This is a genomic window from Streptomyces lydicus (assembly GCF_001729485.1).
Taxonomy (GTDB): domain Bacteria; phylum Actinomycetota; class Actinomycetes; order Streptomycetales; family Streptomycetaceae; genus Streptomyces; species Streptomyces lydicus_D.
This window is the reverse complement of the sequence record NZ_CP017157.1, coordinates 6,170,295-6,193,010: the sequence shown is the minus strand read 5'-3', so window position 1 is coordinate 6,193,010 and position 22,716 is coordinate 6,170,295. Positions and strand designations below refer to the sequence as shown.

The window sequence follows — 22,716 nt, the reverse complement described above, 5'->3', positions numbered from 1 at the left end:
GTGCGCGCATCCGGCGCCGGCCGACCGGGGGAGGCGTCCGCGCTCAGCCCTGCTCGATGATCGAGAAGACCGCGCCCTCGGTGTCGGCGACGGTCGCCAGCCGGCCGTGGTGGGAGTCGTGGGCGGTGTCCAGGACCCGGCCGCCCAGTTCGGTGACCCGGCGGGCGGCCGCATCGGCGTTGGGGACGGCGAAGTACGTCATCCAGTGCGGGCCGCGGTCGCGCGGCAGCGCACTGCCCACGCCGTGGATGCCGACCACCGCCAGGCCCTTGAGGCGCAGCGTCAGATAGTCGAGGTCCGCCGGGCCCGCCGGGGCCAGCGGCTCCGCCTCGAAGCCGAAGACGTGCTCGTAGAACGGGCCCACGGAGGCGGTGTCCTGGGTGATCAGCTCGTTCCACACCGGCGTGCCGGGCTCACCCGTGACCGCGGTGCCCATCATCGACCTGCCCTGCCAGACGCCGAAGATCGCGCCCTGCGGGTCGGAGCCGATCGCCATCCGCCCCGCGTTGGCGTCCGCGTCCAGCGGCCCGACGCCCACCGTCCCTCCGCAGCAACGAATCTGCTCGGCGGTCATATCGGCGTCGTCGCTGGCCAGATAGGTGGTCCAGGCGACCGGCAGATCGCGGTCGGGCGCCAGCTCGCCCACTCCGGCGACCTCCCGGCCGTCGAGGTAGGCCCGGGAGTACGGACCGAAATGCTGCGGTCCCGGGCGGAACTCCCAGCCGAACAGCGCGCCGTAGAACTCCTGCGCCGCGGAAAGACTGTGGGCCAGGAGGCTCACCCAGCAGGGCGCGCCGGACATCCGCCGGGTCGCGGCCTCGGTCGTCATTGCACTTTCTCCTCGGAGCGTCGGGGGCCTGACCTTGTAGGTGCGGTACGGGCGGGGGGTCTTGAGCAGATGCTCGCACCCTGTGACCTGGTGTGCGCCCCGGCCGCGCCGTCCACGGCCCGTTCGCAAGGGAGAATGCCCGTTTTAGGGTTTCCCGTCCGTTTCGGCGGCGTTACGTCAGGGCGTAACTGCGTCATACGGAGGGTGGGCACCCGCCTTCTGTACGTAGTCACCGCTACGCAAGGATGAGTCCCATGAATGCCATCATCACCGCTACCGAACTCGCGAGCGAGTTGGCCGGGGGCACCCCTCCGGTGCTCCTGGACGTCCGCTACCAGCTCGGCGGTCCGCCCGGCCGCCCCGTGTACGAGGCCGGTCACCTGCCCGGCGCGGTCTATGTCGACCTCGACAGCGAGCTGGCCGGGGCGCCCGGCCCGGCCGGCCGTCACCCGCTGCCCGACCTCGATGTCTTCGCCGGCGCGATGCGGGCCGCGGGCGTCCGCGCGGACCGTCCCGTCGTCGTCTACGACGGCGGCCAGGGCTGGGCGGCGGCCCGGGCCTGGTGGCTGCTGCGCTGGAGCGGGCACCCTGACGTGCGGGTGCTGGACGGCGGCCTGGCCGCCTGGCAGGCCGCCGGCGAGGGGTTGAGCACGGACAAGGAGGATCCGCAGGCGGGGGACTTCACCCCGGCGCCCGGCGCGCTGCCGCTGCTGACGGCGGACGGGGCGGCCGCGCTGGCCCGCCGCGGTGTGCTGCTCGACGCGCGCGCCGGCGAGCGCTACCGCGGTGAGGTGGAGCCCATCGACCCGGTCGCCGGCCACATCCCGGGCGCGGTGTCCGCGCCCACGACCGAGAACGTCGCGGCGGGCGGCACGGTGTTCCGGGACGCGGCCGAGCTGGCCGAGCGGTTCGCCACGCTGGGCGCCACGGCGGACGCCGAGGTGGGCGTCTACTGCGGCTCCGGGGTCTCCGCGGCCCACCAGGTCCTGGCCCTCGCCGTCGCCGGCGTCCCCGCGGCGCTGTACGTCGGTTCCTGGAGCGAATGGACCGCCGACCCGGCCCGCCCGGTCGCCACCGGCCCGCAGCCCGGCTGAGCCCCCGTCAGGGCTCCGTACGACGCCGTCCGCCCGCCCCCTGGAAGCAGGGGACGGGCGGACGGAGGGTCTCGCGGCGCGCCGGCCGCTACTCCGGCTTCTTGCGCCGGGTGCCGAAGACGATCTCGTCCCAGCTGGGCACGGCCGCCCGGCGTCCGGGGCGTACGCCGTCCGCCTCCGCCTGCCGGTCGGTCGTCCCGGTCAGCCGGTCACGGTGGCCGGCCACCGCTCGCGGCATCAGCACATCGGCGTACGCCGAGCCCGCGCCCGCGCTGGCCGCCGGGGCCGGCGGTTCCTCGACCTCGTCCTCGGTCTCCTCGTCGCTCTGCGGCGCCTTGACGCTCTCCGGCACGATCATGTCGCCGCGGAAGCTCGGCACCGCCTCCAGCAGGCTGGTCAGCGAATCCCGCTCGCGCTCCCGCTCGCCGACGGCCTCCTCGGTGCCCCGCGGCTCGCTCTCCTCGCCGCCGGACTGCGCGTTGCGCTCGGAGTGCTGCCGGTCCAGGGTGCGGTCCAGCGGCCGGTCGCGCGGCAGCCGTGCGATGCGCGGTACGAACGGGAAGCTCGGCTCGGGCGTGTCGTCGCTCTCGCCGATCAGCGCCCGGGCCTCGTCGTCCACGGCCTGGACCAGCCGCCGCGGCGGGTCGTAGGTCCAGCTCGCCGAGTGCGGTTCGGCGGCGACGCGGTAGACCAGCAGCACTTCCCAGGTGCCGTCGTCCCGGCGCCAGGAGTCCCACTGGACGCTCTCCTTGTCCGCGCCGCGCAGCAGCAGCCGCTCCGCGACCGCCTCACCGAGCTGCGGACCGGTGTTCTCGCCGGGGCGCCGTACCGGGGTCTTGCGGGCCCGCTCGGCCATGAACGCGCGCTCGGCGAGGACCGGGCCCTCGAAGCGGCGCACCCGGTCGACCGGGATGCCGGCGAGCTGGGCGACCTCTTCCGCGGACGCACCGGCTCTTATCCGCGCCTGGATGTCCCGCGGGCGCAGGTGGCTCTCGACCTCGATCTCGATCTGGCCGAGCCGTGCGCGGTCGTTGCGGACGGCGGCGCGCAGCCGTTCGTCGATCGGAAGCGTGTACTCGGTGCTGTCCGCAGCTTTGAGCACCAGCCGTGTGCCGTCGTTGGAGACGGCCACGACACGCAGTTCGGGCATGGGGACCTCCCGGGTGGTGCCTGCCGACGTCACGTGCGTCGCTGCTTCCGCTAGTCGAGTGTGGCCTGCCCGGGTGCAGCCTGCCACAACATTGCCGAGTTGCCCGGCGTGTCGAGGCTTGGCCCCCAAACGCCGTTATGACACGGTTACCAGTTTGCAACGCTCAGTGACCATGCCGCTTGCCCTGTCGCCGAACACCCGTGCCGAGCGGCGGCGCCCCGGGTCGAGTGCCGCCTTCAGGGCCCCTCCCGTGGGTTCCGGGCAGCCGGACGGGAACCGGGGCCAGGGTTCGCCACAGTACTCCATTCGGACCACTGAGGTGGACCGCCGCGCCGCCGAACTTCTGGGCGGGCAACGGAGGTCGGTCGCCTTGTCGACCTCTCGACCAGACACGCAGGTGGCGAGTTTCACAGATTCCCCAGAATCGGAACTAAAGGCTCCGCCAATTGGTCAGTTCTCCATGCAAGATGGATCGAAGGGGCTATCAAAGGTAGGAGATGGACGAAGAAACCGAAACCGCCACGAAAAAGAAGGAGAAGCGGATCGACCTGAGCGTCGCTCAGGTGGCCGGCAGTGCGCTCGCCGCGGCCGCGGCCGCGTACCTCGCGGGGCAGCTCGGTGTGTACGGAACCATCATCGGCGCAGGTCTGGTCAGTGTCGTGGCCACGACCGGCGGCTCGATATTCCAGCACCTCTTCCGACGCACCGGCGAACAGATCAAGGAGGTCTCGGTCACCACCAGGCCGAAGCCTCGCCGCTCCTCCTCCCGCTCTCGATCCACCACCCCACCGAACCAGGCGGCGCCCACGATGGTGCTGCCGACCTTCGACAAGCAGGGCGCGGAGGACCGTGTCACCGCGGTCGCCGCCCGGACCCCCGGGACCGACGCGGCCCGCACCCAGCTGATCCCGCGGGCCGAACAGGCCCGGCGCCGCGATCCGGCGGGCGCCCATCCGGCGGACCGGACCCAGCTGGTGCCACGCCTCGACGCGCAGACCATGGCACTGGGCCGGGCGGCCGGCCACCGGGCCGACGCGCCCGCGCCGCGCCCGGAGGCCGAGGCCACCACGGTGCTGCCGGTGACCGGCCGCCCCGAGGAACTCAGCGCCACGAAGTACGGCACCCGGCTGCGCGGCTGGAAGCGGCCGGCGCTCGGCGCGTTCGCCGTCTTCGCGCTGGCCATGGGCGGGGTCACCGCCACCGAGCTGATGACCGGGCAGACGCCGAGCGGCGCGAAGGGCACCACGCTGGGCAACCTCACCCAGACCGGCGGCGTGAGCCGGCACCGGCCCGCCACCCCGCGGTCGCCCGGCACCGGCCACCCGCCGGGTGACAGCGGCCGGCAGGGCAGCGGCGACGGCTCCCGTCCCGACCCGGGCCGGTCCGGTGACAGCGGGACCGGCAAGGACAAGGGCACCCCGACGCCGACCCCCACGCCGTCCGACGGCGGCAGCACCTCGCCGGACCAGGGCACCTCGCCGTCCCCGAACCCCTCCCCGAGCGGTTCGACGGACAGCGGTGACACCGGCTCCGGTGACGGCCCGACCGGCAGCGGCGACCAGGGGAGCGGGCCGAGCCAGCAGCCCGAGGCGGAGGCCCCGGTCCCGGGCGCGCCCTGACCCGGACGCTCCGTCCGCCCGGCGGAGCCGCGACGGCCGCGGCCCGGTGCCCCTCCCAGGGCGCCGGGCCGCGGCCGTCGTCGCAGATCAGTCCCCCAGGACCCGCCGCAGATACGCGTTGGAGAACCGGCGCTCCGGGTCCAGCCGGTCGCGCACCGCGGTGAACTCGCCGAACCGCGGATAGACCTCGGCGAGGTACTCGGCGTCGCGGGTGTGCAGCTTCCCCCAGTGCGGACGCCCCTCGTGCGCCGTCATGATCCTCTCGGCGGCCGCGAAGTACGCCTCGTACGGCGTCCCCCGGTACATGTGGACGGCGAGGTAGACGGTGTCCCGGCCGGAAGCGGTGGACAGCACCAGGTCGTCGGCGGGTGCGGTGCGCACCTCCACGGGGAAGCTGATGCGGAAGTCCGAGCGCTCCACCAGCGCCTTCAGCTCACCCAGCGCGGCGGCCGCGGCCGCGCGGGGCAGCGCGTACTCCATCTCCACGAACCGCACCCGCCGCGGCGAGGTGAACACCTTGTAGGGGATGTCGGTGTACGTACGGGCCGACAGCGCGCGGCTGGAGACCTTGGCGATGCCCGGTATGGCCGCCGGCATCGCCCGCCCGACGGCGCAGGCGACCTGGAACACGCCGTTGGACAGCAGCTCGTCCTCGATCCAGGCGCTGACCCGGCCGGGCGGCGCCGCGGGGCCCTGGCTGCGGTTGTTGCGCTTGGTGTTGCAGTTGCCGGTGTGCGGGAACCAGTAGAACTCGAAGTGCTCGTTCTCCGTGACCAGCTCGTCGAACCGGTCCGTCACCTCGTCGAAGCCCATCGGCTCCTCGCGCGCGGTCAGCAGGAACTCCGGCTCCACGGCGAAGGTGAGCTCACTGATCACGCCCAGCGCGCCCAGGCCGAGCCGCGCCGCCGCGAAGACGTCCGGGTTCTCGTCGGCCGAGCAGGACAGCACCGAACCGTCGGCGGTGACCAGTTCGAGGGCGGTGATCTGGGCGGCGACGGAGGCGGAGTCGCGGCCGGTGCCGTGCGTGCCGGTGCCGGCCGCACCCGAGACGGTCTGCTCCATGATGTCGCCCATGTTGGTCAGCGACAGCCCGTGCGCGGCCAGGGTCTCGTTGAGGTGCTTGAGGGGCGTGCCGGCGGCGGCGGTCACCGTGCCGGCCTCGCGGTCGACGGCGCGGACGCCGGTCAGCCGCTCGGGACGGATCAGCAGCCCGTCGGTGGCGGCGGCCGGGGTGAACGAGTGGCCGGTGCCGGCGGCCTTCACCGTCAGGCCGTCCTCGGCTGCCGCACGGACCGCGGCGACCAGTTCTTCGGTGTTCGAAGGGGCCACGCTCCGGGCGGGGCGGGCGGTGACGTTGCCCGCCCAGTTGCGCCACGGCCCGGTGGTCGAGCCGCGCCCTCCCGGGCCCCGGACGGCGTTGCTGACTGCCATGTGACGTCCCCTCCCTCAGCGCGGGCCGGCCGTGCGCGGCAGGCCGTCGGTGAGCGCATGATGTCAGTCACCGACGCGCCCTCCACAGGGGTTGACGGGAAATACCCGATCAAGGAATCGGCCGCAATCAGCAGGCTCCGGGACATGTCGTACCGCCGGTAACCCGAGGGGCCGTGCCGGGCGGTCCGCACGGGACTCCCACGGGCCGGTCCGGACCGTACGACTCAGGCGACGCTCTGCTCGCCCTGCCGCTCCGCGGCCACCGCGCCCGGCTCCGGCAGGTCCGTCACGGCCGGGCGGGCCGTCATCGGGAGCGTCGGCTGCGGCCGGAGCTTGCGGTAGCCCGCGAACGCCACCAGCGCGGCGAGCACCCCCGCCGCGACCGGGACGAGGTAGCCCCGGGCGGCGCCCGAGGCGTCCACCACCCAGCCGGCGGCCGACGAGCCCAGCGCGACGCCCACCGCCAGCCCGGTGCTGGTCCAGGTCATCCCCTCGGTCAGCTGCGCCCGCGGGACGTGCTCCTCGACCAGCGCCATCGTGGTCACCATCGTCGGGGCGATGGACAGGCCCGCGACGAAGAGCGCGACCGCCAGCAGCGGCAGCGAGTCCACGAACTGGAGCGGCACCATGCTCACCGCCATCGCGCAGACCCCCACCACCCAGCGGCGCGACGGGTGGCCCTTGAGGTGCAGCAGCCCGAAGACGGCACCGGCCGCACACGAGCCGAGCGCGTAGACCGCCAGCACCAGACTGGCCGCGGCCTTGTGCCCCTCCTCCTCCGCGAAGGCCACCGTCACCACGTCGATCGCCCCGAAGATCGCGCCGGTCGCCACGAACGTCACCACCAGCACCTGCAGCCCCCGCGAGCGCAGCGCCGAACCCTTGGTGGGGTGCTCACGCGGGTGCGGCACCGGCTCGGTGCCGCGCTGTGCCGTCAGCCAGAAGACGCCCGCCGCCAGGAAACCGCCGGCCAGCAGCGGTCCGGCCTCGGGGAACCACGCGGTGGACAGGCCGATCGACAGGATCGGGCCGACGATGAAGCACATCTCGTCGACGATCGACTCCCACGAGTAGGCCGTGTGCAGCTCACGGGGGGAGCCCTGGTAGAGCTCCGCCCAGCGGGCCCGGACCATCGAGCCGACGCTCGGCACGCACCCCACACAGGCCGCGAAGACGAAGAGGATCCCGTCCGGCCACCGCTGTTGCGCGCTCAGCAGCAGGCCGGCGACCGCGGCGAGCGAGACCAGCGTCGCCGGGCGCATCACCCGGCGCTGACCGTGCCGGTCCACCAGCCGGGATATCTGCGGGCCGAGCACCGCCGCGGACAGCGCGAGGGTCGCCGACAGCGCGCCGGCGAGCCCGTAGCGCCCGGTCAGCTGGGAGACCATCGTGACGATGCCGATGCCCATCATCGACAGCGGCATCCGGCCCAGGAGCCCGGCGGCGGAGAACGACCTGGTACCGGGGCGGCCGAAAAGGGCGCGGTAGGGACTGGGCAACGGGGGCGCTCCGCCGGATGAGGACCGAAAATCGGTAAGGAATGTATGTGGCCGATACAGCTTACGGGTCGGCCGGGCCCCGCCGCCCCCGAATTTCCGCCAGTGCCGAACGGCCCGCCGGGCCCCGGCCGCACCGGGACCTGCCCACCGCCCCCGGAGGAAGGGTGGCAGGATCGATGGCATGCCCGAACAGCGCGATCCCAGCCCCTATGACGCCCTGCTGCTGCTCTCCTTCGGCGGTCCCGAAGGCCCCGACGACGTCGTGCCGTTCCTGGAGAACGTCACCCGCGGCCGCGGCATCCCCCGCGAGCGCCTCAAGGAGGTGGGCCGGCACTACTTCCTGTTCGGCGGCGTGAGCCCGATCAACGCCCAGAACCGTGAGCTGCTGGACGCGCTGCGCAAGGACTTCGCCGAGAACGGCCTGGAGCTGCCCGTCTACTGGGGCAACCGCAACTGGGCGCCGTACCTGACCGACACCCTGCGCACGATGGTGAACGACGGCCACCGCCGCATCGCCGTCCTCGCGACCAGCGCCTACGCCTCGTACTCGGGCTGCCGCCAGTACCGCGAGAACCTCGCCGACGCGCTCTCCGCGCTCCGGGCCGAGGGGCTGCCGGTGCCGCAGGTCGACAAGTTGCGGCACTACTTCAACCACCCCGGCTTCCTGCGTCCGATGATCGACGGCGTACTGGCCTCGCTGGCCGAACTGCCCGCGGAGGCCCGGGACGGCGCCCACCTCGCCTTCACCACGCACTCCATCCCCACCGCCGCGGCCGACACCTCGGGCACCCCCGCGGACCACACCGAGGGCGGTACGGGCGGCGCCTACGTCGCCCAGCACCTCGACGTGGCGCGCGTGATCGTCGACGCCGTCCGCGAGGAGACCGGCGTGGACCACCCCTGGCAGCTCGTCTACCAGTCCCGCAGCGGTGCCCCGCACATCCCCTGGCTGGAGCCGGACATCTGCGACCACCTGGAGGAGCGGCACGCCGCGGGCGTCCCCGCCGTCGTCATGGCCCCCATCGGCTTCGTCTCGGACCACATGGAGGTCAAGTACGACCTCGACACCGAGGCCACCGCCAAGGCCGCCGAGCTGGGCCTGCCGGTCGTCCGGTCGGCCACCGTGGGCGCCGACCCCCGGTTCGCCGCGGCCGTCCGCGAACTCCTGCTGGAGCGCGCGGCCGCCGAGCGGGGCCGCGCCCCGGAGCGCTGCGCGCTGGGTGCCCTCGGCGCGAGCCACGACCTGTGCCCGGTGGGCTGCTGCCCGGCGCGTGCCCCGCGGGCGGCCGCCGCCGGAGCCGACTGGCGCGGCCCGGCCGCCGATGCCCCCGCCTGAGTCCGGCCCGCAGAACCCCGCCCGCCCGAGCTAGGAGCATCGTGCCCGACCCGCTGCAGACCGACCCCACGCAGACCGACGCCCTGTACGACGAACTTCTCGACATCGCCCTGGAGGCCGCCCACCGCGCCGGGGTCCTGCTCCGCGACGGACGTCCCGCCGACCTCGGTGTGGCCGCCACCAAGTCCAGCCCCATCGACGTCGTCACCGAGATGGACCTCGCCTCCGAGAAGCTGATCACCGGCTTCATCGGGGAGCGCCGCCCCGACGACGGCTTCCTGGGGGAGGAGGGCGCCAGCAGTGCGGGCACCAGCGGCATCCGCTGGGTCATCGACCCGATCGACGGCACCGTCAACTACCTCTACGGGCTGCCGTCCTGGGCCGTGTCCATCGCGGCGGAGCGGGACGGCGAGGTGGTCGTCGGGGTCGTCGCCGCCCCGATGCGCGGCGAGACGTACCGGGCCGTCCTGGGCCGGGGAGCCTTCAGCAACGACGAGCCGGTCCGCCACCGCCCGACGCCGCCGGCGCTCTCCCAGGCGCTGCTGGGCACCGGCTTCGGTTACCTGGCCGAGCGCCGGGCCGCCCAGGCGGAGGTGGTGCGCACCCTGCTGCCGCAGGTCCGCGACATCCGGCGGGGCGGCTCGGCGGCGATCGACCTGTGCGACGTCGCCTGCGGCCGGCTCGATGCCTACTACGAGCGGGGGCTGAACCCCTGGGACCTGGCGGCCGGTGCGCTGATCGCCCGCGAGGCCGGGGCTCTCACCGGCGGTCGCCCCGGACGGTCCGCCTCCCACGAGCTGACGCTGGCCGCCTCCCCGGCCCTCTTCGAGCAGCTCCAGCCGCTGCTGGAGGAGCTCGGTGCCTGGCACGACTGACCCCGGCCCGGCTCCGGACACGACAGCGCCCCGGCACCCTCCCCTGGGTGCCGGGGCGCTGTCGTCGTACGCCGTGAACGATCAGGCGTTGCTGACCGCCTCATAGCGCACACCGTGCTCGTTCGCCAGTCGCTGCAGGTCTTCGAGCTCGGCCTGCTCGACCTCGGCGAGGAAGTCATCGCCCGCAGCGCGGGCCTGGTCCAGATCTGCTTCGGTCTTCTCTATGCGCTGCAGAATGCCTGCGGTGAACGCGTCCATTGCGCCCCCTCGTCGTGGGTCGGTGGCACGGGGGTGTGCCGACGGGTGGGTCGATCACGGCGTGGTCCCTGCGATGGATCAGTTCATGGCAAGTGGGTCGCCAATAATCAGGGCGTGATCGCGGGTGTGCAGTCGTCCTCCCCATGCCCACCCTCAGGGAAACCTCAACCCGCCCGCGAATCCTGCGCGTCGGGCCGCGCGGCGCCCCCGCTGCGCCGCCCCGGTCCCCCTTACCGCCGGTTTACAGCTGTTCGGGGCAGGATGGAAGGGCTCCGAGAGATTGTTGTGCCTGCCCGCGAGGGCCGTGAGGAAGGACTAGCGACGTGCGTGTTCTCGTCGTCGAGGACGAGCAGCTGCTCGCCGATGCTGTGGCCACCGGACTACGCCGGGAGGCCATGGCCGTCGACGTGGTCTACGACGGCGCTGCCGCCCTCGAACGGATCGCGATCAACGATTACGACGTCGTCGTGCTCGACCGCGATCTGCCGGTGGTCCACGGTGACGACGTGTGCCGCAAGATCGTCGAACTGGGCATGCCGACCCGCGTCCTGATGCTCACCGCCTCCGGCGACGTCAGCGACCGCGTCGAGGGCCTGGAGATCGGCGCGGACGACTACCTCCCCAAGCCGTTCGCCTTCACCGAGCTCACGGCCCGGGTGCGCGCCCTGGGGCGCCGTACGACCGTCGCGCTGCCGCCCGTCCTGGAGCGGGCCGGCATCAAGCTCGACCCGAACCGCCGTGAGGTCTTCCGCGACGGCAAGGAGGTCCAGCTGGCGCCGAAGGAGTTCGCGGTGCTGGAGGTCCTGATGCGCAGCGAGGGCACGGTCGTCTCGGCCGAGCAGCTCCTGGAGAAGGCGTGGGACGAGAACACCGACCCGTTCACCAACGTCGTACGGGTCACGGTCATGACGCTGCGCCGCAAGCTCGGCGAGCCCGCGGTGATCGTCACCGTGCCCGGCTCGGGATACCGGATCTGACCGCCGATGCCCTCCCTGCCCTCGTTCTCCAAGCCGGCCGCCCCGCCGCCGCCCATGCCGCCGAAGCCCACCTGGGACCCCCGCCCGGTCAACGTGCGGCCCTTCCCCTGGCTGCGGCCCACGATCCGGATACGGCTCACGCTGCTGTACGGCGGCATGTTCCTGATGGCCGGCATCGTGCTGCTGACGATCATCTACATGCTGGCCGCCGACGCGCTGCACGACGGCAGCGCGCTGCCGCTGAAGATCCTCGGCGGCAAGTTCGAGTCCACGAGTGACATCTGCGACCTGCCCACCCAGACGTCGGGGCCGCTGCTCCAGCAGGCCGTCGAGCAGTGCCTCCAGCACCAGCGCGCGCTGGCCCTGAACAGCCTGCTCAACCGCTCGCTGCTGGCGTTGCTGGGCCTGACCGTCGTGGCCTTCGCCTTCGGTTACGCGATGGCCGGCCGGGTGCTGTCGCCGCTGGGGCGGATCACGCGTACCGCCCAGCGGGTGGCCGGCTCCGACCTGCACCGGCGGATCGAGCTGGGCGGGCCGGACGACGAGCTCAAGGAGCTGGCGGACACCTTCGACGAGATGCTGGACCGGCTCGACCGGGCCTTCGAGTCGCAGCGCCGCTTCGTGGCCAATGCCTCGCACGAGTTGCGCACCCCACTGGCGATCAACCGCACGCTGCTGGAGGTGCAGCTGGCGGACCCGGAGGCGTCCCCCGAGCTGGCGCAGCTGGGCAAGACGCTGCTGGCGACGAACGAGCGCAGCGAGCAGCTGGTGGAGGGCCTGCTGCTGCTGGCCCGCAGCGAGAACAAGGTCGTGGACAAGAAGCCGGTGGACCTGTCCGAGGTCGCTTCGCAGGCGGTCGACCAGTCCCGTGAGGAGGCCCAGGCCAAGGGCGTGGCACTGCGCGGGGTCCGGCAGCAGGTCTTCGTCCAGGGCAACGGGGTGCTGCTGGAGCGGATCGCGCTGAACCTCGTGCAGAACGCGGTGCGCTACAACGTCCCGGACGGGTGGGTGGAGGTCTCCACGGAGCCGTTGCCGGGCTGTGCGGTGCTGGTGGTGGCCAACACCGGCCCGGTGGTCCCGGCCTACGAGGTGGAGAACCTCTTCGAGCCGTTCCGGCGGCTGCGTACGGAGCGCACGGGGAGCGACAAGGGCGTGGGGCTGGGGCTCTCCATCGTGCGCTCGGTGGTGCGCGCGCACGACGGCACGATCACAGCCGAGCCCCGCGAGGGCGGCGGACTCGTGATGCGGGTCGTCCTGCCGCTCTGACCTGCCACTCCGACCTTCCGCTACGGGGCGCCCGCAGGGCGGTTGTACGGGCGCAGGAGCGCCTGGGCACCCCCGTGGGCCGTCTCGGACATCCGTGCGTACGATCGCTCGTCTCGCGGCCGTACACCGTCTCGCCTCCCGGTTTGACGAGAAGGGGGGTGGGAGTGGATCCTTCGCCACGTTCGCTTTGCGCGGAATTGCGCCGGTCCGACCGCCGGGCAATGCGTGTGTGATCGCTCACAGACGCGAATTTCCAGCCATCTACGCTCCGTGATCGAAATGCCTGGTGGAATGCCGGGGAAGTCCTGGTTTCCCGGGGGTGGAATCACGGGAAGTACAGGTGATGGGCTGCGCGAGGTGCGACATTCGGACCGTGTACGGTCCTGATCGCCATCCAAACCGATCACCTCTTCAGGGGTGCGGTTGGGTGTCGATTGAGTAACAGACCTTGATGTGAGGCAAAATCTCCGCCTCAGGTCGGGCACAAGTCCGGCCTCTCACGCGTTACGAGCGCTGAGACACCGCAGACACCCAGAGGGGGAGAGCGAAAATGGCTACGGATTACGACACCCCACGCAAGACCGACGACGACCTCAACGAGGACAGCATTGAAGAGCTGAAGTCGCGGCGGAACGACAAGTCCGCCTCGGCCGTCGACGTCGACGAGTTCGAGCAGGCCGAGGGCCTTGAGCTCCCCGGCGCCGACCTGTCCAACGAAGAGCTCGCGGTGCGCGTGCTGCCCAAGCAGCAGGACGAGTTCACGTGCATGAGCTGCTTCCTGGTCCACCACCGCAGCCAGCTGGCTGAGGAGAAGAACGGCCAGCCGATCTGCCGCGACTGCGCGGCCTGAGACCGGCCTACGCCGTGGCAGGCGTGAACCCGTTCCGTAAGGGCCCCAAGGGCGTCAGCGGCTCGGCGGCCGGCGCACGATCACGCGACGAAACCGCGCCCGTGCCCGCCGACCCGACCGCCCTTCCCACGGAGCGGACGTCCGGTGCACCGCAGGAGCGGGGCCGCAGGGCCTCGCTCGCGGACTCGGCCGTCCCCGGCACCACCGGGGCGGCGGCGCCAGGACGGCGCGGCCGGGTGCGGGCCTGGCTCGCGGTGATCGCTGACCGGATCATCGCCACCGCCCCGCGGATCCCGGTCCGCGACCTCGCCACACTGCGCGCCCAGTTCCCCGGTCTGACCCCCGAGGAGCTGGCCGACAAGCTGGTCGCGGGCGCCTGTGCGGGCACGGCCACCGTCGGAGCGGGCGTCGGCGCGGCAGCGATGCTGCCCGTACCGCCCGCCATGCCGGCCGAACTGGCCACCGAGATCACCGGCGTGGCCTCGATCGAAATCAAGTTGATCGCCGAGCTGCACGAGGTCTACGGGCTGCGGCCCGCGGGCAATTTCCGGCAGCGCGCGATGGCCTCTCTGACGTCCTGGACGGAGGAGCGGGGCATCGACATCGCCAAACCGGCCTCGCTGAACATCGCGCTCGGCGGGCCGATGAGGCGCGAGCTGCGCCAGCAGATCATGAAGCGCACGCTGCGCAATCTGCCGAACCTCACGCCGTTCATGATCGGCGCCACCGTCGGCGCGTTGATGAACCGCCGTGACACCCGAAGACTCGCGGAGAAGATCCGCAAGGACCTGCGGACGAAGCAGGTCCCCTGGGACGCCCTGCCCGCCTCCGACGGCTGACGCCGTTACCCGGCGGGCCGGCCGCTCAGGCGCGTACGGCCGTCAGCGCCGCCACCAGACTCTCCGGCCGGCGCGTGGACAGGTAGGCGTACGGCGTCGGGTCGTCCGGGTCCGTGATCTCCACCCGCACCGCCGTGGGCACGTAGCTGCGCAGCAGCATGAACGCCCGGGCATCGGCCTTGTGCGTGCGCCAGGCCAGCGCCTCCTCGGCGTCCAGCGCCCGGGCCTCGCCCAACGCCGAGGCCGGGATCCTCGCGTCGCCGGCGATCAGCGCACCGCCCACCACCCGGATCCGCGCCGAGCCGTACGCGCTCACCGCGACCGCCGACAGCGCCGTGCCGCCGATCAGCCCGCCGAGCATCGGCAGCGTCCCCACCGGGAGCAGCATCAGCGCGCAGGCGACGCCGACCAGTGCGGCGATCACCCACCAGGACCGGGGTGCGGTGAGACGTTCCTCGTACGACTGCATGGCTCCAGCTTGGCACGGCGGCGCGGGTCCCTTACGTGCGCGGGTAGGGTCTGCACTCGTGAGTGGAACTGACGAACCCAGGGCGCGGCTGACGCCACCGACGGACGCTGTCGCTCCGGTCCGGCACGCGGACGCGCCGGCACCCGGCGAACTCCTCGGCGCGCACTACGACCGCTGCTTCGGCTGCGGAACGGGCCAGCCGCACGGGCTGCACCTGGAGGCGCGGGCCGGCGAGGGCGTGAGCGTACGGGCCGAGTTCACCGTCAAGGAGGCCCACCAGGGCGCGCCCGGCCTGGCGCACGGCGGCGTGCTGGCCACCGCGCTGGACGAGACGCTCGGCTCGCTGAACTGGCTGCTGCGGGTGATCGCGGTGACCGGCCGGCTGGAGACCGACTTCGTACGGCCGGTGCCGCTGGGCACGGTGCTGCATCTGGACGCGCGGGTCACCGCGGTGCACGGGCGGAAGATCTACTCGTCGGCCGTGGGGCGGATAGGCGCCCCGGACGGCCCGGTAGCGGTCCGCGCCGACGCCGTCTTCATCGAGGTGAAGGTCGACCACTTCATCGAGAACGGAAGGGCCGAGGAGATCCAGGCGGCGATGGCCGACCCGGACCAGGCCAAGCGAGCACGTGCCTTCGAGGTGAACCCGTGAGTCAGGAACGGAATCCGGTGGACGTCCTGCTGCGCCGGCTGGACCCGGAGGTGCCCGTTCCGTCGTACGGGCACCCGGGCGACGCGGGGGTGGATCTGGTGACCACCGAGGCCGCCGAGCTGGCGCCGGGGGAGCGCACCGTGCTGCCCACCGGGGTGTCGATCGCGCTGCCCGACGGGTATGCGGCATTTGTCCACCCACGGTCCGGGCTCGCAGCGCGCTGCGGACTGGCACTGGTGAATGCCCCCGGGACGGTGGATGCCGGGTACCGTGGAGAGATCAAGGTGATCGTGGTCAATCTGGACCCGCGCGAGAACGTGCGGTTCGAGAGGTTCGACCGGATCGCCCAACTGGTCGTCCAGCAGGTCGAGAAGGTGCGCTTCCACGAGGTGGCGGAACTTCCCGGCTCGGCGCGGGCCGAGGGGGGATTCGGTTCCACCGGCGGTCATGCGGCGGTGGACGGCTCCACGGGCGGGAATGAATACGCATCGGTCGGTGCCGACCGGGAAGGACAGTGACGTGTTCGGACGTCGCAAGAAGAACGAGGCTGAAGAGCCGGCCAAGGACACCACGCTCCAGCAGGAGCGCGCGGTGAGCGACGCCGACGAGGACGACGCGGTGCAGGAGCGGCTGAGCCTTCCGCCCGCGCCGCGCCCCGACGGCCCCTGGGACGCGTCGGAGGTCAAGAACCCCGGCGAGGGCCGGGTGGACCTCGGCGGTCTCTATGTGCCCGGTGTCGAGGGCATGGAGCTGCGGGTGGAGGTCGCCGGTGACGCGATCGTCGCCGCGACGGTGGTGCTGCAGGACAGCGCCGTGCAGCTGCAGGCGTTCGCCGCCCCCCGCAACGAGGGGATCTGGGGCGAGGTCCGCGAGGAGATCGCGGCCGGCATCACCCAGCAGGGCGGGGTCATCGACGAGGTCGACGGCCCGCTGGGCTGGGAACTGCGCGCCCAGGTACCCGTACAGCTGCCGGACGGCACCAACGGCGTGCAGGTCGTGCGCTTCGTCGGTGTCGACGGCCCCCGGTGGTTCCTGCGCGGGGTGATCTCCGGCCAGGGCGCGGTGCAGCCGCAGGCCGCCGGCGTGCTGGAGCACATCTTCCGGGACACCGTCATCGTCCGCGGCGAGGGACCGATGGCGCCGCGCGACCCGATCGTCCTGAAGCTGCCGGACGACGCGCAGATGGTGCCGGACGGCGTCCAGCAGGAGCCGGCCGAGCAGTCCCGCTTCGGCGGTGGCGTGGAGCGGCTGGAGCGCGGACCGGAGATCACCGAGATCCGCTGACGCCCGGGCGCGCGGAGGGTCGCACCTCGCGCGCACAAGCGGTGCGAAGGCGTCCGCATTCCGGCCGGATAACGACGGTCAGCAGGGCCCGGGCCCCCTTGAGGGGGCCCGGGCCCTTGTCGTTCGCGCAGGTCAGCCCGGGGCGCGTAGGGATTCCGTCAACAGGGCGCTAATGGCCGTAAGGACGGCGTCAACGGCGGTCCCGCGGCTCCGGCGGGGCGCTTTGCTGTGGGGGTCCTGATCCCCCATCCATCTAGGAGCACACGATGGCCGACGTGGCCTTCGTCGTCGTCACGCTCGCGGTCTTCGCGCTGGTGGCTCTCGTCGCCAAGGGGGTGACGAGGCTGTGACCGTCGAAAACGTCGTCGGCCTGATCGTCGCCGTCGCCCTGCTGGGGTACCTGATCCTCGCCCTCGTCTTCCCGGAGAGGTTCTGAGCAGCCGATGAGCCCCGTTCTTGCCGGCGTGCTCCAGCTGACCGCGCTCGTCGCGGCGCTCGCCCTGGCGTACCGCCCGCTCGGCGACCACATGGCCGCCGTCTACAACTCGCCCCGGCACCTCCGTGTCGAGAAGATCATCTACCGCTGCATCGGTGCCGACGCGGACGCCGAGATGCGCTGGCCCGCGTATCTGCGCGGCGTGCTGGCGTTCTCCGCGGCGGGGGTGCTCTTCCTGTACCTGCTGCAGCGCGTCCAGGGCGGGCTGCCGCTGTCCCTCGGCTTCGCGTCGATCAGCCCGGACCAGGCGTTCAACACCGCGGCGTCCTTCGTCGCCAACACCAACTGGCAGTCCTACAGCGGCGAGCAGGCCATGGGCCACGTCGTGCAGACCGCCGGCCTGGCGGTGCAGAACTTCGTCTCCGCCGCCACCGGCATGGCCGTCGCCATCGCCCTGGTCCGCGGCTTCGCCAGGTCGCGCACCGGTGAGCTCGGCAACTTCTGGGCCGACCTGGTCCGCGGCACCGTACGGGTGCTGCTGCCGATCGCGGTCGTCGGCGCCCTCGTGCTGGTCGCCTGCGGCGCCCTGCAGAACTTCTCCGGCATCCACGAGGTCGGACAGTTCATGGGCGGCGCGCAGCAGACCAACGGCGGCGCGGTGGCCTCCCAGGAGGTCATCAAGGAGCTGGGCACCAACGGAGGCGGCTACTTCAACGCCAACTCCGCCCACCCCTTCGAGAACCCGACTGCCTTCACCAACCTCTTCGAGATCTTCCTGATCCTGGTCATCCCGTTCGCGCTGACCCGTACCTTCGGCAAGCTCGTCGGGAACGTGAGGCAGGGCTACGCCGTCCTCGCCACGATGGGCGTCATCTGGCTCGGTTTCACGGCCCTGATGATGTGGAGCGAGTTCGCCCACGGCGGCCCGGCCCTGCAGGCCGCGGGCGCCGCCATGGAGGGCAAGGAGACCCGCTTCGGCGTCGGCTCCTCCGCGATCTTCTCGGTGGCCACCACCCTCACCTCTACCGGGGCGGTGGACTCCTTCCACTCCTCCTTCACCGCGTTCGGCGGCGGTATCCAGCTGCTCGGCATGATGCTCGGTGAGATCGCACCCGGCGGGGTGGGCTCCGGTCTCTACGGCATGCTGGTCATGGCGATCATCGCGGTGTTCATCGCCGGCCTGATGGTGGGCCGTACGCCCGAGTACCTCGGCAAGAAGATCGGCACCCGCGAGATCAAGCTCGCCGCCTGCTTCATCCTGATCACCCCGGCCCTGGTGCTCGGCTTCACCGCCACCTCGATGGTGCTGCCCGACGCGCTGGCCTCCCAGCTCAACACCAAGGCGCTGGGCGCCGGCGCCCACGGCTTCTCCGAGGTCCTCTACGCGTTCACCTCCGGCGCCAACAACAACGGCTCGGCCTTCGCCGGACTGAACGCCAACACGCCCTGGTTCAACACCACGATCGGCCTTGCCATGCTGCTCGGCCGCTTCCTGCCGATGGTGTTCGTGCTCGCCCTGGCCGGCTCGCTCGCCGAGCAGAAGCCGATCCCCGAGACGGCGGGCACCCTGCGTACCGAAAAGCCGCTCTTCGCCGGGCTGCTCGTCGGCACGATCCTGATCATCACCGGTCTGACCTACTTCCCGGCGCTGGCCCTCGGGCCGCTGGCGGAGGGTCTGTCATGACCGCCCCCGTGAAACCGGAGGAGCCCGGCTCCATGGCTTCCAGCTCGACAGCTACCCCGACCCGCGCGCCGCACCAGGACGTTCCCAGCGGGCACAACCCTGGCGGCGGCCGGGTGGGCGGCGGCCTCTTCGACCCCCGGCAGCTGGTCACGTCCCTCCCGGACGCGATACGCAAGCTCGACCCGCGGGTGATGGTGAAGTCGCCCGTGATGTTCGTGGTCGAGGTCGGCTCCGTGCTGACCACGGTCTTCGCCGTCACGTCCCCCTCGGACTGGTTCGGCTGGGCGATCGCCGCCTGGCTGTGGCTGACCGTGCTCTTCGCGAACCTGGCGGAGGCGGTCGCCGAGGGGCGTGGCAAGGCGCAGGCCGACACCCTGCGCAAGGCCAAGACCGATACCGTCGCGCGCCGGCTGCACGGCGACGCGGAGGAGCAGGTCCCCGGCACCGCTCTGCGCATCGGCGACCTGGTCGTCTGCGAGGCCGGCGACATCATCCCCGGGGACGGCGACGTCGTCGAGGGCGTGGCGTCGGTGGACGAGTCGGCGATCACGGGTGAATCGGCTCCGGTGATCCGTGAGTCGGGCGGTGACCGCTCGGCCGTCACCGGCGGCACGAAGGTGCTCTCCGACCGCATCGTCATCAAGATCACGACGAAGCCCGGTGAGACCTTCATCGACCGGATGATCAACCTCGTCGAGGGCGCCGCACGGCAGAAGACCCCCAACGAGATCGCGCTGAACATCCTGCTCGCCTCGCTCACCATCGTCTTCCTGCTGGCGGTCGTTACCCTTCAGCCGTTCGCGATCTACGCGGGCGCCGAACAGCCCATGATCGTGCTGCTCGCGCTGCTGGTCTGCCTGATCCCGACGACGATCGGTGCGCTGCTCTCGGCCATCGGCATCGCGGGTATGGACCGGCTGGTGCAGCGCAACGTCCTGGCGATGTCGGGACGGGCGGTCGAGGCCGCCGGTGACGTCTCGACGCTGCTGCTCGACAAGACCGGCACCATCACCCTCGGCAACCGCCAGGCCGCCGAGTTCGTGCCGGTACGCGGCACGACGGAGGCCGAGGTCGCGGACGCCGCCCAGCTGTCCTCGCTGGCCGACGAGACCCCCGAGGGCCGTTCGATCGTCGTGCTCGCCAAGGAGAAGTACGGCCTGCGCGAGCGCCACCAGGGGGAACTGGTGGACGCGGAATGGGTACCGTTCACGGCCCAGACCCGGATGTCGGGGGTGGACGTCGACGGCCGCAAGGTCCGCAAGGGCGCGACCGGTTCGGTCATCGCCTGGGTGAAGGAGCGCGGCGGCAGCGTCGCCGCCGACGCCCAGCAGCTCACCGACACCATCTCGCAGGCCGGCGGCACCCCGCTGCTGGTCGCGCTGGAGGACGAGCGCGGTCCGCGCGTCCTGGGCGTCATCCACCTCAAGGACGTCGTCAAGGACGGCATGCGCGAACGCTTCGTCGAGCTGCGCAGGATGGGCATCAAGACCGTCATGATCACGGGCGACAACCCGCTGACGGCCAAGGCCATCGCCGACGAGGCGGGCGTGGACGACTTCCTCGCGGAGGCCACGCCCGAGGACAAGATGGCGCTCATCAAGCGCGAACAGGCCGGCGGCAAACTCGTCGCCATGACCGGCGACGGGACGAACGACGCCCCGGCCCTGGCCCAGGCGGACGTGGGCGTGGCGATGAACACCGGTACGTCGGCTGCCAAGGAGGCCGGCAACATGGTCGACCTCGACTCCAACCCGACCAAGCTCATCGAGATCGTCGAGATCGGCAAGCAGCTGCTGATCACCCGTGGTGCGCTGACCACCTTCTCGATCGCCAACGACGTCGCCAAGTACTTCGCGATCATCCCGGCGATGTTCGCGGTGGCCTACCCGGGCCTGGACACGCTCAACATCATGCGGCTGTCCAGCCCCAACTCCGCGATCCTGTCGGCCATCATCTTCAACGCGCTGATCATCGTCGCGCTGGTGCCGCTCGCGCTCAAGGGCGTGCGGTACCGCCCGGTCAGCGCCGACAAGATGCTGCGCCGCAACCTCGCCGTCTACGGGCTCGGCGGCCTGATCGCCCCGTTCATCGGTATCAAGCTCATCGACCTGCTCATTTCCCTCCTCCCCGGACTGCACTGATTCAGGAGCTGGTGACCGACATGAACAACTCGGTACGCAACACCGCCCGGTTGCTCGGGGCAGGACTGCGCGCCCTCCTCGTCCTGACCGTGGTCTGCGGCGTCCTCTACCCGCTGCTGGTCACCGGGGTCGCGCAGGCGGCCTTCCCCGGCAAGGCCAACGGGTCCGAGGTGACCTCCCACGGCAAGGTCGTCGGTTCGTCGCTGCTCGGCCAGCGCTACGACAAGGGAACGGACAGGAACGGCGATCCGGTTCCCGACCTGAGGTTCTTCCAGCCGCGCCCGTCGGCGGGGCTGGGCAGCAACCGGACCAACGGGGTCAACCCCCGTTACGACCTCCAGGTTTCCGGTGCCGGCAACCAGGGCGCGACGAACACCGACCTCGTCAAGGCGGTGAGCGAGCGCAAGAAGTGGGTCAGTGAGACGTACGGCGTCCCGCTGTCGCAGGTCCCGGCGGACGCGGTGACGTCCTCCGGCTCCGGCCTGGACCCGGACATCTCCCCGGCGTACGCGCGGCTTCAGGCCGACCGGGTCGCCAAGGAGAACCGGCTGCCCGCCGACCGGGTACGCCGCCTGGTCGAGGACCACACCGACGGGCGCACGCTCGGCTTCATGGGCGAACCGCGGGTGAACGTCCTGGAGTTGAACATCGCCCTGAAGGACCTGGCACACCGGCAGGGCAAGGGCTGACGGCCCGGCGCACACGGCACGAGGGGCGGCCCCCGGGAGAACTCTCCCGGGGGCCGCTCTCCGTTTGCCCTGCCCTGCCCTCCCCGCCGCGCCGAACGCCGGTTCCGACGCCGGGTCTTGACGCCTCGATGGCTTGCCCTTACGTTCCCCAGCCATCGCAGGTGTTCATATCAACACCCGTCGTTCATGTACGAGAACAGCTCCCGTTTCACCGAGCCTCTCGACAGGAAGGCATCCACCCCCCATGCGCAGAAAGTCCACCCTCGCGGTCGGCGCGCTGATCGGCGCCCTGGCGGCCGGCCCGCTCATAGGCATGAAAGGGCGCCTTCGACGCCATGATGGCGAGCAGGTACGCGTCGCTCTCGCGCACGCCCGAACCCCGCGCAGTCGTCGAGTGCGGCTCGTACTCCGACCCCGACCACGGCTGCACGGACGAACGCGAGGACGCGCTCGCCGCCTACACGCTCTCCCTGGCCTGGTACGTCACCCGCGACACGAGGTACGCCGACAAGGCGATCCAGATCATGGACGCCTGGTCCGCCACCATCGAGGACCACACCAACAGCAACGCACCCCTGCAGACCGGCTGGGCAGGCTCCTCCTGGCCCCGTGCCGCCGAGATCATCCGCTACACCTACAACGGCTGGCCGAAGGCCCGCGTCGACCGCTTCGCCGGTATGCTGCGCAACGTCTACCTCCCCAAGGTCATCAACGGCTCCCACAGCAACGGGAACTGGGAGCTGAGCATGATGGAGGCGGCCGTCGGCATCTCCGTCTTCCTGGAGGACAAGCCCTCCTACGACAAGGCCGTCGCGACCTTCCGCACCCGGGTCCCCGCGTACATCTATCTGAAGTCCGACGGCGACCTGCCGAAGACGGCACCGGGCAGCGGCCTGAACACCCGCGACAAGATCATCAAGTACTGGCAGGGCCAGACCACCTTCGTCGACGGCCTCACCCAGGAGACCTGCCGCGACTTCACCCACACCGGATACGGCCTGTCCGCCCTCTCGCACATCGCCGAGACCACCCGCCTCCAGGGCCAGGACCTCTACCCGGAGGTCGCCGACCGGCTCCGCCACGCCCTGGGCTTCCAGGCCACCTACGAACTGGGCGCCGCCCCTCCCTCGTGGCTCTGCGGCGGCAGCGTCAAGCGCGGTCTGGGACCGGTCACCGAGATCGGCTACAACGCCCTGCACAACCGGCTGCACCACGACATGCCCCACACGCGGGAGCTGACCGAACGGCAGCGCCCGTCCGGCTCCAACAACCTCTTCGTCGGCTGGGAGACCCTCACCCACGCGGAGAATCCGAGCTGATCCGACGGGCGCCCCGGAC

The 22,716-nt window shown here is 71.7% G+C and carries 21 protein-coding genes and 1 pseudogene; 16 read left to right on the top strand and 6 right to left on the bottom strand.

Annotation, left to right across the window (positions count from 1 at the left end; genetic code table 11):
* Positions 1–43 precede the first annotated feature (43 nt).
* The gene (locus SL103_RS26855) at positions 44–829 is read right to left on the bottom strand and encodes a VOC family protein (protein ID WP_069571516.1); all 786 of its coding nucleotides are present in this window, start codon (positions 827–829) and stop codon (positions 44–46) included.
* 254 nt (positions 830–1,083) lie between these two features.
* Here SL103_RS26855 and SL103_RS26850 point away from each other — a divergent pair, with 254 nt between their 5' ends.
* Complete coding sequence (locus SL103_RS26850) at positions 1,084–1,923, top strand: sulfurtransferase (RefSeq protein ID WP_069571515.1); 840 nt, start codon at positions 1,084–1,086, stop codon at positions 1,921–1,923.
* A gap of 88 nt (positions 1,924–2,011) precedes the next feature.
* On the opposite strand, the gene sepH is transcribed toward SL103_RS26850, so the two are convergent.
* The gene (gene sepH / locus SL103_RS26845; RefSeq protein ID WP_069571514.1) at positions 2,012–3,073 is read right to left on the bottom strand and encodes a septation protein SepH; all 1,062 of its coding nucleotides are present in this window, start codon (positions 3,071–3,073) and stop codon (positions 2,012–2,014) included.
* 497 nt (positions 3,074–3,570) lie between these two features.
* On the opposite strand from sepH, the gene SL103_RS26840 reads away from it, so the two are divergent.
* The gene (locus tag SL103_RS26840) at positions 3,571–4,692 is read left to right on the top strand and encodes a hypothetical protein (protein WP_069571513.1); all 1,122 of its coding nucleotides are present in this window, start codon (positions 3,571–3,573) and stop codon (positions 4,690–4,692) included.
* 87 nt (positions 4,693–4,779) lie between these two features.
* Here SL103_RS26840 and SL103_RS26835 read toward each other — a convergent pair whose 3' ends face one another.
* Together SL103_RS26835 and SL103_RS26830 are read right to left on the bottom strand one after the other, a co-directional pair.
* Positions 4,780–6,123: a D-arabinono-1,4-lactone oxidase gene (locus tag SL103_RS26835; RefSeq protein ID WP_069571512.1), complete on the bottom strand. Its 1,344-nt coding sequence runs from the start codon at positions 6,121–6,123 to the stop codon at positions 4,780–4,782.
* Between the two features lie 224 nt (positions 6,124–6,347).
* A complete protein-coding gene (locus SL103_RS26830) occupies positions 6,348–7,622 on the bottom strand; it encodes an MFS transporter (RefSeq protein ID WP_069571511.1) in 1,275 nt (424 codons plus the stop codon).
* Positions 7,623–7,803: 181 nt separating this feature from the next.
* On the opposite strand from SL103_RS26830, the gene SL103_RS26825 reads away from it, so the two are divergent.
* A complete protein-coding gene (locus SL103_RS26825; RefSeq protein ID WP_069571510.1) occupies positions 7,804–8,958 on the top strand; it encodes a ferrochelatase in 1,155 nt (384 codons plus the stop codon).
* Between the two features lie 41 nt (positions 8,959–8,999).
* Complete coding sequence (locus SL103_RS26820; RefSeq protein WP_069571509.1) at positions 9,000–9,833, top strand: inositol monophosphatase family protein; 834 nt, start codon at positions 9,000–9,002, stop codon at positions 9,831–9,833.
* An 81-nt stretch (positions 9,834–9,914) separates the two neighbouring features.
* Here the strand turns inward: SL103_RS26820 and SL103_RS38075 are convergent, their stop codons facing one another.
* Positions 9,915–10,091 (bottom strand): hypothetical protein, encoded by a 177-nt coding sequence (locus tag SL103_RS38075; protein ID WP_164492904.1) that lies wholly within the window; start codon positions 10,089–10,091, stop codon positions 9,915–9,917.
* A gap of 323 nt (positions 10,092–10,414) precedes the next feature.
* Between SL103_RS38075 and SL103_RS26815 the strand changes: the two genes are divergently transcribed.
* From SL103_RS26815 to SL103_RS26800, 4 genes are all read left to right on the top strand, one after another.
* Entirely contained in the window at positions 10,415–11,068 is a 654-nt protein-coding gene (locus SL103_RS26815; RefSeq protein WP_069571508.1) for a response regulator transcription factor, read from the top strand.
* 6 nt (positions 11,069–11,074) lie between these two features.
* Positions 11,075–12,334: a sensor histidine kinase gene (locus tag SL103_RS26810; RefSeq protein ID WP_069571507.1), complete on the top strand. Its 1,260-nt coding sequence runs from the start codon at positions 11,075–11,077 to the stop codon at positions 12,332–12,334.
* 550 nt (positions 12,335–12,884) lie between these two features.
* Complete coding sequence (locus tag SL103_RS26805) at positions 12,885–13,184, top strand: DUF4193 domain-containing protein (protein WP_033267328.1); 300 nt, start codon at positions 12,885–12,887, stop codon at positions 13,182–13,184.
* 14 nt (positions 13,185–13,198) lie between these two features.
* Positions 13,199–14,023, top strand: a complete 825-nt coding sequence (locus SL103_RS26800) for a hypothetical protein (protein WP_397741730.1) — start codon at positions 13,199–13,201, stop codon at positions 14,021–14,023.
* A gap of 25 nt (positions 14,024–14,048) precedes the next feature.
* Here the strand turns inward: SL103_RS26800 and SL103_RS26795 are convergent, their stop codons facing one another.
* Positions 14,049–14,492 (bottom strand): DUF3093 domain-containing protein, encoded by a 444-nt coding sequence (locus SL103_RS26795; protein ID WP_069571505.1) that lies wholly within the window; start codon positions 14,490–14,492, stop codon positions 14,049–14,051.
* A gap of 58 nt (positions 14,493–14,550) precedes the next feature.
* Here SL103_RS26795 and SL103_RS26790 point away from each other — a divergent pair, with 58 nt between their 5' ends.
* The 8 genes and pseudogenes from SL103_RS26790 to SL103_RS26755 all read left to right on the top strand — a co-directional run.
* Positions 14,551–15,144, top strand: coding sequence for a PaaI family thioesterase (locus SL103_RS26790; RefSeq protein ID WP_069571504.1), 594 nt, complete (start codon positions 14,551–14,553; stop codon positions 15,142–15,144).
* On the top strand, positions 15,141–15,662 hold the full coding sequence (gene dut / locus SL103_RS26785; RefSeq protein WP_069571503.1) for a dUTP diphosphatase: 522 nt from the start codon (positions 15,141–15,143) through the stop codon (positions 15,660–15,662). The genes SL103_RS26790 and dut overlap by 4 nt, the downstream gene beginning before the upstream one ends.
* A 1-nt stretch (position 15,663) precedes the next feature.
* Positions 15,664–16,428 carry a DUF3710 domain-containing protein gene (locus SL103_RS26780; protein WP_069574138.1) on the top strand — a complete coding sequence of 255 codons (765 nt, stop codon included), beginning with the start codon at positions 15,664–15,666 and terminating at the stop codon, positions 16,426–16,428.
* Positions 16,429–16,774: 346 nt separating this feature from the next.
* A complete protein-coding gene (gene kdpF / locus SL103_RS26775; protein WP_033267323.1) occupies positions 16,775–16,864 on the top strand; it encodes a K(+)-transporting ATPase subunit F in 90 nt (29 codons plus the stop codon).
* Positions 16,865–16,871: 7 nt separating this feature from the next.
* On the top strand, positions 16,872–18,548 hold the full coding sequence (kdpA, locus tag SL103_RS26770; protein WP_069571502.1) for a potassium-transporting ATPase subunit KdpA: 1,677 nt from the start codon (positions 16,872–16,874) through the stop codon (positions 18,546–18,548).
* A gap of 32 nt (positions 18,549–18,580) precedes the next feature.
* The gene (gene kdpB / locus SL103_RS26765) at positions 18,581–20,689 is read left to right on the top strand and encodes a potassium-transporting ATPase subunit KdpB (RefSeq protein ID WP_069574137.1); all 2,109 of its coding nucleotides are present in this window, start codon (positions 18,581–18,583) and stop codon (positions 20,687–20,689) included.
* A 20-nt stretch (positions 20,690–20,709) separates the two neighbouring features.
* The gene (gene kdpC / locus SL103_RS26760) at positions 20,710–21,378 is read left to right on the top strand and encodes a potassium-transporting ATPase subunit KdpC (protein WP_069574135.1); all 669 of its coding nucleotides are present in this window, start codon (positions 20,710–20,712) and stop codon (positions 21,376–21,378) included.
* 317 nt (positions 21,379–21,695) lie between these two features.
* Positions 21,696–22,697, top strand: a pseudogene (locus SL103_RS26755) (alginate lyase family protein); the annotation flags it as partial.
* Between the last annotated feature and the right edge of the window lie 19 nt (positions 22,698–22,716).